The organism is Kitasatospora sp. MBT63 (assembly GCF_000710465.2).
In the GTDB taxonomy this organism is placed as follows: domain Bacteria; phylum Actinomycetota; class Actinomycetes; order Streptomycetales; family Streptomycetaceae; genus Kitasatospora.
This window is the reverse complement of the sequence record NZ_JAIZ01000100.1, coordinates 1-10,940: the sequence shown is the minus strand read 5'-3', so window position 1 is coordinate 10,940 and position 10,940 is coordinate 1. Positions and strand designations below refer to the sequence as shown.

10 protein-coding genes are annotated in these 10,940 nt (G+C 74.3%); 6 read left to right on the top strand and 4 right to left on the bottom strand.

Translation table 11 applies throughout. From position 1 onward, the window contains the following. Nucleotides 1-41 precede the first annotated feature (41 nt). Nucleotides 42-1,520 (bottom strand): cation:dicarboxylase symporter family transporter, encoded by a 1,479-nt coding sequence (locus AA75_RS06640; protein ID WP_082526303.1) that lies wholly within the window; start codon nucleotides 1,518-1,520, stop codon nucleotides 42-44. A gap of 161 nt (nucleotides 1,521-1,681) precedes the next feature. Here AA75_RS06640 and AA75_RS06635 point away from each other — a divergent pair, with 161 nt between their 5' ends. The 6 genes from AA75_RS06635 to AA75_RS06610 all read left to right on the top strand — a co-directional run bounded on the left by AA75_RS06635 (nucleotide 1,682) and on the right by AA75_RS06610 (nucleotide 8,058). Further along, on the top strand, nucleotides 1,682-3,298 hold the full coding sequence (locus tag AA75_RS06635) for a sensor histidine kinase (protein WP_033818842.1): 1,617 nt from the start codon (nucleotides 1,682-1,684) through the stop codon (nucleotides 3,296-3,298). Beyond that, complete coding sequence (locus AA75_RS06630) at nucleotides 3,295-4,008, top strand: response regulator (RefSeq protein WP_033818841.1); 714 nt, start codon at nucleotides 3,295-3,297, stop codon at nucleotides 4,006-4,008. The genes AA75_RS06635 and AA75_RS06630 overlap by 4 nt, the downstream gene beginning before the upstream one ends. 137 nt (nucleotides 4,009-4,145) lie before the next feature. Further along, nucleotides 4,146-5,885, top strand: a complete 1,740-nt coding sequence (locus AA75_RS06625; protein WP_051811939.1) for an MFS transporter — start codon at nucleotides 4,146-4,148, stop codon at nucleotides 5,883-5,885. A gap of 14 nt (nucleotides 5,886-5,899) precedes the next feature. Further along, the gene (locus AA75_RS06620) at nucleotides 5,900-6,391 is read left to right on the top strand and encodes a MarR family winged helix-turn-helix transcriptional regulator (protein WP_051811938.1); all 492 of its coding nucleotides are present in this window, start codon (nucleotides 5,900-5,902) and stop codon (nucleotides 6,389-6,391) included. A 143-nt stretch (nucleotides 6,392-6,534) separates the two neighbouring features. Then, nucleotides 6,535-6,738 (top strand): ferredoxin, encoded by a 204-nt coding sequence (locus AA75_RS06615; RefSeq protein WP_033818840.1) that lies wholly within the window; start codon nucleotides 6,535-6,537, stop codon nucleotides 6,736-6,738. A gap of 63 nt (nucleotides 6,739-6,801) precedes the next feature. Continuing rightward, the gene (locus tag AA75_RS06610; RefSeq protein WP_051811937.1) at nucleotides 6,802-8,058 is read left to right on the top strand and encodes a cytochrome P450; all 1,257 of its coding nucleotides are present in this window, start codon (nucleotides 6,802-6,804) and stop codon (nucleotides 8,056-8,058) included. Between the two features lie 44 nt (nucleotides 8,059-8,102). Here the strand turns inward: AA75_RS06610 and AA75_RS06605 are convergent, their stop codons facing one another. Genes AA75_RS06605 through AA75_RS06595 form a run of 3 tightly spaced genes read right to left on the bottom strand, consistent with a single transcriptional unit; the run spans nucleotide 8,103 to nucleotide 10,738 of the window. Continuing rightward, nucleotides 8,103-9,134 carry an NAD(P)/FAD-dependent oxidoreductase gene (locus AA75_RS06605; RefSeq protein ID WP_033818839.1) on the bottom strand — a complete coding sequence of 344 codons (1,032 nt, stop codon included), beginning with the start codon at nucleotides 9,132-9,134 and terminating at the stop codon, nucleotides 8,103-8,105. Then, nucleotides 9,131-9,655, bottom strand: coding sequence for an isoprenylcysteine carboxyl methyltransferase family protein (locus AA75_RS06600; RefSeq protein WP_033818843.1), 525 nt, complete (start codon nucleotides 9,653-9,655; stop codon nucleotides 9,131-9,133). The genes AA75_RS06605 and AA75_RS06600 overlap by 4 nt, the downstream gene beginning before the upstream one ends. 15 nt (nucleotides 9,656-9,670) lie before the next feature. After that, nucleotides 9,671-10,738 carry a type III polyketide synthase gene (locus AA75_RS06595; RefSeq protein ID WP_033818838.1) on the bottom strand — a complete coding sequence of 356 codons (1,068 nt, stop codon included), beginning with the start codon at nucleotides 10,736-10,738 and terminating at the stop codon, nucleotides 9,671-9,673. Between the last annotated feature and the right edge of the window lie 202 nt (nucleotides 10,739-10,940).

Below are 10,940 nucleotides of genomic sequence, written 5' to 3'. Positions count from 1 at the left end.
GCGCGTACGGGCCGCAGGTGCGGCGGGGCCGGGCGCCGGGATCAGGCGCCGGCCTTCTCCAGGCCGGGCCCGCCCGGCTGTGCCGGTACCTCCACCGCATCGGCGCCGCCCCCACGGTGGCCGTGGCCGCCGCCGGTGCCGTCGTCGGTGCCGTGCCCGCCTGCGCCGTCGTGGCCGGTGTCGACGAGCGTGGTCTCGTCGAACGGCAGGCGTCCGGCGAGCACCTCGCGGAGCCGGTCGTGGTCGAGCTCCTTGGTCCAGTGGCCGATCAGGACGGTGGCGACGGCGTTGCCCGCGAAGTTGGTGAGCGCGCGGGCCTCCGACATGAAGCGGTCGATGCCGACGATCAGCCCGACGCCGTCCACCAGTTCGGGCCGGTGGGACTGCAGCCCGCCGGCCAGGGTGGCGAGGCCCGCGCCGGTGACGCCGGCCGCGCCCTTGCTGGCGATCACCATGAAGAGCAGCAGGGAGAGCTGCTGGCCGAGCGGCATCGGCTTGTCGAGCGCCTCGGAGATGAAGATCGACGCCATCGTGAGGTAGATCGCCGTGCCGTCCAGGTTGAAGCTGTAGCCGGTCGGGACGGTGATGCCGACCACCGGCCGGCTCACGCCGACGTGCTCCATCTTGGCGATCAGGCGCGGCAGTGCGCTCTCCGAGGAGGAGGTGGAGAGGATCAGCAGGAACTCGCGGCCGAGGTAGCGCAGCAGGGCGAACACGTTGACGCCCGCGACCAGCCGCAGCAGCAGTCCGAGCACCACCACCACGAAGATCACGCAGGTGGTGTAGAACCCGATCATGATCATCGCGAGGCTCTTCAGGGCCGCCGTCCCGGTCGCGCCGACCACCGCGGCCATCGCGCCGAAGGCGCCGACCGGGGCCAGCCACATGATCATCGACATGATCCGGAACGCCAGCCGCTGAAGGTGCTCGACCCCGCGCAGCACCGGTGCGCCCGCCGGGCCCATGGCCTGCAGGGCGAACCCGGCCAGCAGGGCGACCAGCAGGGTCTGCAGCACCTTGCCCTCGGTGAGCGCCGAGAACACCGTGGTCGGGATGATCCCGAACAGGAAGTCCGCGGTGCCGGTGGCGGCGCCGGTGGCCGCCTGGGCGTGGCCGGACTTGGCGAGGGCGGCGGTCAGGTGCAGGCCGGATCCCGGGTCGATCAGGTTGCCCACCAGCAGGCCGATGCCGAGCGCCGCGGTCGACATCAGCAGGAAGTAGCCGAGCGCCAGGCCGCCGACCCGGCCGACCTTGGCGGCCTTGGTCACCGAGCCGACACCGAGCACGATGGTGCAGAAGATCACCGGGCTGATCATCATCTTGATCAGGTTGACGAAGCCGGTGCCGACCGGCTTGAGCTCGACCGCCGCGTCGGGCGCGGCCAGCCCGAGCACCACGCCGCCGACCACGGCGGCGATCACCGCGAGGTAGAGGTAGTGGGTGCGGTCGGATCTTCCGGTCCGGACGGCTCGGCCGGGCCCGGCGGTCCGGTCGCTCCGGTCTGTTCCTGAGGTCGTCATCCTGCGGCTCCTTCGCCCTGCGGGTCCTGCGGTTCCTGGCGGCCCGGGTGGAGGGCCGATCCGACTATGGGCGCCGGGGTGACGGCCGTCACGTTTGCGTTCATAGAGTTCACACCGCTGCACCCCTTGCCCGCGGCGGGCGGCAGGGCAGACTGTCCGGCATGACCCCGCACCCCGCCCGCCCGCCGCGCCGCCGTACGCGCAGCCTGGCCGGACGGCTGTTCCTGGTGCAGGTGGTGATCGTGGCGGGGGTGGTGGCCGGGGGCGCGGTGCTGGCCTACCTGTTCACGGCGGACCGGGCCGAACAGGCCGCGCTCGGCCGGGTCCGGGCCGTGGCCGTCAGCGTCGCGGACGCCCCGACGGTCCGCGAGGCCGCCGCCGCCCCCGACCCCTCGGCCGTCCTCCAGCCGTACGCGGAGCAGGTCCGCCGGGAGACCGGGGTGGACTTCGTGACCGTGATGGACACCAGCGGCATCCGCTGGGCGCACCGCGACCCGGCGCAGATCGGCCGCCCGTTCCTCGGCCACATCGACCGGGCGCTGGCGGGGGAGGTCTTCCCGGAGACGTACACCGGCACGCTCGGCCCCTCGGTGCGGGTGGTGGCACCCGTCCTCGACGATCAGCGGCACGTGGTGGCCCTGGTCAGTGCGGGCATCACGGTCGACGCGATCAGTGACCAGCTGCGCGGGCCGGTGCTCGCGCTGGCCGGCGTCGCCCTGGCCGCGCTCGCGCTCGGCGCCGCCGGTACCGCGCTGGTCACCGTCCGGCTGCGCCGCCACACGCACGGGATGGGCGCGGCCGAACTCAGCCACCTGTACGACTACCACCAGGCCACCCTGCACTCGGTCCGCGAGGGGCTGGTCCTGCTGGACACCGCGCACCGGGTGCTGCTCTGCAACGACGCCGCCCGCGAACTGCTCGGCCTCACCGACGGGGTGGCCGGGTCCGCGGTGGACACCCTCGGCCTGCCCGACTCGCTCACCCGCGCCCTGCTGGCCCCGGCCCCGGTCCGCGACGAGGTGCACCTCACCGCCGAACGGGTGGTACTGCTCAACACCTCGGCCGTCGGCCCGGGCCTGGGCACCGTGGTGACCCTCCGGGACCACACCGAACTCCAGGGCCTCACCGGGGAACTGGACTCGGTCCGGGGCTTCGCGGAGGCGCTCGGCGCGCAGGCGCACGAGGCAGCCAACCGGCTGCACGCCGTGGTCTCGCTGATCGAACTCGGCCGCCACCGCGAGGCGGTGGAGTTCGCCACCGCCGAACTCGCCCTCGCCCAGCGGCTCACCGACCGCGTGGTGGCCGCCCTCGGCGAGCCCGTGCTGGCCGCCCTGCTGCTCGGCAAGGCCGCCCAGGCCGCCGAACGTGGCGTGGAACTCACCCTCACCGAGGACAGCCGGATCGACGACGGCGTGCTGCCCGCCGCCCTCGCCCCGCGCGACCTGGTCACCCTGCTCGGCAACCTGATCGACAACGCGGTGGACGCCGCCATCGAGAACGCCGCCCGCCGCGCCGGCCCGCCCGAGGTCACCGTCACCGCCCTCGCCCGCGACGGCGAACTGCTGCTCCGGGTCGCCGACACCGGCGCGGGCATCGACCCGGACGCCGCCGAGGAGGTGTTCCGCCGGGGCTGGACCACCAAGCAGCACGGCCGGGGCCTCGGCCTGGCATTGGTCGCCCAGACCGCCCGCCGCAACGGCGGCACCGTCGAACTCGGCCGCGAACGCGGCGCGGTGCTCACCGTACGACTCCCCTTGAGCCGGGAACCGGTCGGATGATCTCCGTCCTGGTGGTCGAGGACGACCCGGTCGCCGCCGCCGCGCACACCCTCTACGTCGGCCGCACCCCGGGCTTCCGGGTCGCCGACACCGTGCACAGCTGCGCGGACGCGCTGCGCCGGCTCGACCGGGCGCGGACCGAGGGGACGCCGGTCGACCTGATGCTGCTCGACCTCTACCTGCCGGACGGTCACGGCCTGCGGCTGTGCCGGACGCTACGGGCGGCCGGCCACCCCACCGACGTCATCGCGGTCACCTCGGCGCGCGACCTGACGATGGTCCGGCAGGCGGTGTCGGCGGGCGTGGTCCAGTACCTGCTCAAGCCGTTCGGCGCGGCCGCGCTCACCGACCGGCTCGAGAGCTACGCGCGCTACCGCGACAGCCTCGGCCGGGCCGGCGAGGCCACCGGCCAGGACGAGGTCGACCAGGCCTTCGCCCTGCTGCGCACGCCCGAGCGGGCCGCGCTCCCCAAGGGGCTCAGCGCGCCCACCCTGGAGGCCGTCGCCGGGGTGCTGCGGGAGTCCGCCACCGGCCTGTCGGCGGCGGCCGCGGGGGCCGCCGCCGGGGTGTCCCGGATCACCGCGCGGCGCTACCTGGAGCACCTGGTGGAGACCGGGTTCGCGGTCCGGGAGCCGCAGTACGGGCAGGTCGGCCGCCCGGAGCTGTGCTACCGGCAGCGCGGTACGGGCCCGACGGCCGGACGGGCCTAGGTCCAAGCGGCCGGCCGGCCGGGCAGCGGCCGGTGCTCGTTGGCCGGACCGTGACCGGACGGGCCTTGCCGGGGGCGCGGGTCGGCGGGAAGATAGTTAGCTAGCGGAAGCTAACTATCTGGGATGGGGAGAGTCGGATGCGTACCGTGCCGGACGGCGACACGCGCTACAGGTGGATCGCGCTGTCCAACACCACGCTGGGCACGCTGGTGGCGACGATCAACAGCTCGATCGTGCTGATCTCACTCCCGGCGATCTTCAACGGCATCGGCCTCAACCCGCTGGAGCCCGGCAACGTCAGCTACCTGCTCTGGATGCTGATGGGCTACATGCTGGTCACCGCCGTCCTGGTGGTCACCCTCGGCCGGCTCGGCGACATCTACGGCCGGGTCCGGATCTACAACGCCGGCTTCCTGATCTTCACCCTGACCTCGGTCGCCCTGTCGCTCGACCCGATGTCCGGCGGCGGGGGAGCACTCTGGCTGATCGGCTGGCGGGTGGCCCAGGCGGTCGGCGGCTCGATGCTGATGGCCAACAGCGCGGCGATCATCACCGACGCCTTCCCCGCCCACCGGCGCGGTACCGCGCTCGGCGTCAACATCGTGGCGGCCATCGCCGGTTCGTTCATCGGCCTGGTGCTCGGCGGCGTGCTGGCCGAGTGGAACTGGCGCTCCATCTTCTGGGTCAACGTGCCGATCGGCCTGCTCGGCACCCTGTGGGCGTACCGCTCGCTGCGCGACACCGGCGTGCGGCGCCCGGCCCGGATCGACTGGTGGGGGAACCTGACCTTCGCCGTCGGCCTGACCGCCCTGCTCGCCGGGATCACCTACGGCATCCAGCCGTACGGCGGCCACACCATGGGCTGGAGCAACCCGTGGGTGCTGGCCGGACTGATCGGCGGCACGGCCGTGCTGGCGCTGTTCTGCCTGATCGAGCGCCGGGTGGCCGACCCGATGTTCCCGCTGAGGCTGTTCCGCGACGCCGCGTTCAGCAGCGGCAACGCGGCCACCCTGCTGGGATCGATCGCCCGCGGCGGACTCCAGTTCATGCTGATCATCTGGCTGCAGGGCATCTGGCTCCCGCTGCACGGCTACCAGTACGAGTCCACGCCGCTGTGGGCCGGCATCTACATGGTCCCGCTGACGGTCGGGTTCCTGATCGCCGGCCCGGTCGCCGGGCACCTGTCGGACAAGTACGGCGCCCGGCTGTTCGCGGCGGGCGGCCTGGTGGTGATGGCGCTCTCGTTCGCCGGACTGCTGCTCCTGCCGACCGACTTCGGCTACCCCTGGTTCGCCTTCCTGATCCTGCTGAACGGCCTCGGTGGTGGCCTGTTCGCGGCCCCGAACACCTCGCTGATCATGTCCAGCGTGCCGGCCGACGCGCGCGGCGCCGCCTCCGGCATGCGCGCCACCTTCCAGAACGCCGGCATGGTGCTGTCGATCGGCATCTTCTTCTCGCTGATGGTGGCCGGCCTGGCCGGCTCGCTCCCCGAGGGGCTGAACAACGGGCTGACCGCCCAGGGCGTCCCGGCCCCGGCCGCCCACACGATCGCCGGACTCCCGCCGGTGGGCACCCTGTTCGCCGCCTTCCTCGGCTACAACCCGGTCCGCGAACTGCTCGGCCCCGACCTGCTCGGCTCGCTGCCGCCCGGCAACGCGCAGACCCTCACCGGCCGCGAGTTCTTCCCGCAGCTGATCGCCGGCCCCTTCCACGACGGCCTGGTGGTGGTCTTCTGGTTCGCCATCGGGCTGTCGCTGCTCGGCGCGCTCGCCTCGCTGGTCAAGGACCGGCCGGCGGGCCGGGCCGGGGCGGCGGGTACCGTGAAGGCGGCGGACGGCCCGGCCCAGGCGGCGGCGGGCACCACCCGGCGAGACTGAGGAGCCCGCGGCCCATGGCGACCGACCCGAACCTGCCCGCGGCCGACCCGAACCTGTCCGCGGCCGATCTGGCCCGGCTGCGCCTCGCGGTCTCCCGGCTGCACCGGCAGATGGTGCAGGCGTCGAGCCGGCTCGACCTCACCTTCGCCCAGCTCTCCGCGCTCGCCCGGATCGAGGCGCACGCCCCGATCAGGCTGGTCGACCTGGCGGGCCGCGAGCGGGTCGCGGCCCCGTCCATGATCCGCACGCTGGCGCCGCTGCACGCCGACGGCCTGATCGCCAAGGAGCCGGACCCGCAGGACCGCCGCTCCGCGCTGATCACCCTCACCGCGCACGGCCGGGAGACCATCGACCGGATCCGGGAGGAGCGGGCCCAACTGCTCGCCGAACGGGTCCGGGCGCTCGGCCCCGACCGGCGGGAGGCCCTGTTGGCCGCACTGCCGGTCCTGGAGCTGCTGGCCGAGGAACCGGTCGACCCCGCGGGGCCCGAACCGGGCCGGAGCTGACGCCCGTTCATCCCTTCGGGGGAGGGTTTTTCGGCCAACTCGGGATGGTCCGCGAACGGACCTTCGTGTGCGGACCGGATCTGGGCTACGGTGAAATGGTTGCCTTGCGAAACCGATTCACCCCACCGGACCGAGGTGCCGCCATGCAGGTGATCATCGATCAGGACCGCTGCTGCGGATCCGGCCAGTGCGTACTGACCGCCCCCGCCGTCTTCGACCAGGGCGAGGACGACGGGCTCGTCCGGCTGTTGGAGGAACGCCCGGCGGCCACCCTCACCGCCGACGTCCGCCTCGCGGCCGCGCTCTGCCCCGGCAACGCCATCACCGTGCACGGCGACGCCGGCTGACCCGGGCCCGACCCCGATCCCCGGACCGGCCGGACTCCACCCTGTTGGAAGGAGCACAGCCGCATGACCACCGACGCACCCTCCATCACCGAGAGCACCACCGTCACCGCCACCACCGCCTCCACCACCGCCGCTCCCGACGCCCTCGCCGTTCCGGCCGCCCAGGCACGCTGCCCGTTCGACCCGCCGCCCGCCTACCAGGAGGCCCACCTGGTCTCCCCGGTCACCCGGGTCACGCTCTGGGACGACACACCCTGCTGGCTGCTGACGGGCTACCAGCAGTCCCGGGCGGTCCTCGCCGACCGGCGCTTCAGCGCCGACGCCCGCAAGCCCGGCTTCCCGTTCCTCTTCCCCGGCCGGCGCGACCTGGTCATCCGCAGCACCCCCACCTTCCTGCGCCTGGACGACCCCGAGCACGCCCGCCAGCGCCGCATGCTCACCGGCGACTTCATCATCAAGCGGGTGGAGGCGCTGCGCCCGCAGATCCAGCAGATCGTCGACGAGGCGCTCGACCGCATGATCGCCAAGGGTGGGCCCGCCGACCTGGTGGCGGAGTTCGCCCTGCCGGTGCCCTCGCTGGTCATCTGCCTGCTGCTCGGCGTCCCCTACGCCGACCACGAGTTCTTCCAGGCCAACAGCCGGGTCCTGCTGGACACCGGGGCGGACACCGAGCAGGTCGCGGCGGCGCAGGATGCCCTGACGTCGTACCTGGCCGACCTCGCCGACCGCAAGCGGCGCGAGCCCGACGACGGCGTGCTCAGCCGGCTGGTCGCCCGCGACGAGCTGACCCACGCCGAGGCCGCCGCCATGGGCCTGCTGCTGCTCGTCGCCGGACACGAGACCACCGCCAACATGACCGCGCTCGGCACCCTGGCACTCCTGCAGAACCCGCAGCAGTTGGAACTGCTCCGGGCCGAGCCGGAGTTGATGAAGGGCGCGGTCGAGGAACTGCTGCGCTACCTGACCATCGTGCACCTGGGCATCCCCAGGGTGGCGGTGGAGGACGTCGACCTGGACGGCACCCTGATCCGGGCGGGCGAGGGGGTGCTGGCCATGCCGTCCACCGCCAACCGGGACCCGGAGCTGTTCGACGGCGGTGACGAGCTGGACGTCACCCGGGATGCCCGGCGCCACCTCGCGTTCGGCTTCGGGATCCACCAGTGCCTCGGGCAGCCGCTGGCCCGCGCCGAACTCCAGATCGCGCTCGGGACGCTGCTGCGGCGGCTGCCCGGCCTGCGGCTGGCGGTGCCGTTCGAGGAGGTCGAGACCCGGGCCGACTCGGTGGTCCGCGGCCTGCGGACCCTGCCGGTGACCTGGTGACCTGGTGACCTATCCGCCCGGCCCGGGTGGCCGGCCGGCGGGGGTCAGGCCAGCAGGTTGACCCCGGCCCGGAACAGGCCGGGCAGCCGGACCGCGGCCGGGACGATCCGCTGCGCCAGCAGCGGCTGCTGACGGGCCCACAGGAGCGATCCGGTCAGCAGCCGGTAGCTGCGCGAGGCGCGCCGCCAGGCCCGTTCGTAGTCGGCCGGGCGGCCCGCGGCCACGCACCGCACCAGCGCCTGCGCCGATGCCAGGGCGACCGAGACCCCCTCACCGGTGAGCGCGTCCAGGTAGCCGGCCGCGTCGCCGACCAGCAGCACCCGCCCGTGCACCCGGGCCCGGACCCGCTGGCGCAGCGGCCCGGCGCCCCGCACCGGCGTGCAGGCGGCGGCGCCCGCCAGCCGGCCCGCCAGTACCGGGAAGCGCGCCAGCTGCTCCTGGTAGGGCGCCCGGTCGGCGGTGAGCAGCGCGACGCCGACCAGGTCCGGCGCGAGCGGCGTCACGTACGCCTCGGCCTGCGGCGACCAGTGCACCTCGACCAGGTCGCTCCACGGCGCGAGGCGGTAGTGCCGGCGCAGCCCGTACCGGGCCGGCGGTGCGGCGGGGCCGGGCGGGCGGTGCAGGCCGAGGGCGCGGCGGACCGGCGAGTGCAGGCCGTCGGCGGCGACCAGATGGCGGCAGGTCAGCCCGGCCGCGGTGACGGTGAACCGGCCCTGCTGGAACTCCCGGACCTGGACGGGCAGTACGGGTACCGCCAGCTCGGCGGCCCGTTCGGCGAGCGCGGTGTGCAGGGCGGTCCGGCGCACCCCGAGGCCCGGGCCGCCGCGGAACTCGGCGGTGGCGCCGCGCCCGGTCGTGGCGTCCAGGTAGCGGATGCCGCGCAGCGGGTGCCCGGACACCCGGACCCCGAGCTCGTCCAGGGCGCCGACGGCGGACGGCATCAGCCCCTCCCCGCAGGCCTTGTCGACTGGTGCGGGCCGCGGTTCCGCGACCACCGCCCGCAGGCCCGCGCCGGCGGCCCGGATCGCGGTGGCCAGCCCGGCCGGGCCGCCGCCCACCACCAGCAGGTCGATCACGTGGCCACCGCCGGGCGGGCGGTGCTCAGCGCCTGCTCCTCGCAGCGGATCCGGACCCGCAGCAGGGCCAGGTTCAGCACGGTGAAGCCGAACGCGGTCAGCCAGGCGCTGTGCACCAGCGGCAGGGCCAGGCCCTCTGCCACCACCGCCAGGTAGTTGGGGTGACGGAGCCACCGGTACGGGCCGGCGGCCACCAGCGGCAGCCCCGGGACCACGATCACCCGGGTGTTCCAGCGCGGCCCGAGGGTGGCGATGCACCACCAGCGCAGCCCCTGTGCGGCGAGCACCACCGCGAGCATCGGCCACCCCAGCGCGGGCAGGAACGGCCGGTCGGCGAGAGCGGGTTCGAGCAGGCAGCCGAGCAGCAGCGAGGTGTGCAGCAGCACCATCGCCGGGTAGTGGCCGCGGCCGTACTCGGTGCCGCCGATGGCGATGCTCCACAGGGCGTTGCGGCGGGCGACGACCAGTTCGGCCAGCCGCTCGACGGCGACCAGCAGGATCAGGACGGTGTACGCGGACATGCTCATCGGCGGGCCCTACCAGCGCAGGAGGACGAGTTCGGAGGCGAAGCCGGGGCCGAGCGCCAGCATCAGCCCGTACGTGCCCGGCTGCGGGGGACGCAGGGCGAGGGTGTCGCGCAGGATGTGCAGGACCGAGGCGGAGGAGAGGTTGCCGACGGCGGCGAGCGAACGGCGGCTCAACTCCAGTGCGGTGTCCGGCAGGGCGAGGGCGCCGGCGAGGGCGTCCAGCACCTTGGGGCCGCCCGGGTGGCAGATCCAGGCGCCGATGTCACCGGGCTTGAGGTCGTGTGCGGCCAGGAACCCCTCGACCTCCTCGGCGACGTGCAGCCGTACCAGGGCGGGGAGTTCGGCACCGAGTACGATCCGGAAGCCGCTGTCGACGATGTCCCAGCCGAGCTGCTGCTCGGTCCCGGGGTAGAGCCGGCTGCGGGCGGCGACGACGGCCGGGCCCGGGGCGGTGCCGTGTGCGGGGTGCTCGGGGCCGACGGCCAGCAGCGCCCCGGCGCCGTCGCCGAACAGGGCGCCGGCCACCAGGTTCGCCGGCGAACCGTCCGAGCGTTGCAGGGTCAGCGAGCACAGCTCGGTGGAGAGCAGCAGCGCCACGCCGTCCGGGTGCCCGGCCAGGAAGTCGTGCAGCCGTCCCAGCCCGGCCGCGCCGGCCGCGCAGCCGAGGCCGAAGACCGGGAGCCGCCGGACGTCCGGGCGCAGGCCCAACCGCCCGGCCAGCCTGGCCTCCAGCGACGGGGCGGCGATCCCGGTGACGGAGGTGGAGATCACCAGGTCCACCGCGTCGGCCGGGAGGCCTGCCGCCGCCAGCGCGGTGGTCACCGCCTGCTCGCCGAGGTCCAGCGCGGCGGCGAGGTACGCGTCGTTGGCCTGGCCGAAACCGCTCAGGGCGGCGTAGTCGGCGAGCGGGAGCGCCAGATGACGGGTATCCACCCCGGCCGAGGCGTGCACCCGGTCGAGCACCGCGCGGCTACTGTCGGCCGGTAACCGGAGCGCCGCCGCGAACGCCTCCGCCAGCTCCTGCTGCCGGTAACGGTGCGGCGGCACCACGCCCGTCACTGCCACGATTCGGGTCATTGCGCCAGCATAGGGAAGTCACCGACATACCCTCATCAATCGGCGCAACCGGGCGAGTCCCGGGGTACGGAACGCGGGTGCCCGGGCGCGGCGGCCGGACGGTGGTGCAGGGCGGCGTGCCGGGGGCGAGTCCCGGGGTACGGAACGTGGGTGTGGGATGCGGGTGGCGGCGTGGGGGCGGCGGCGCGCCGAGGGGTGGGGG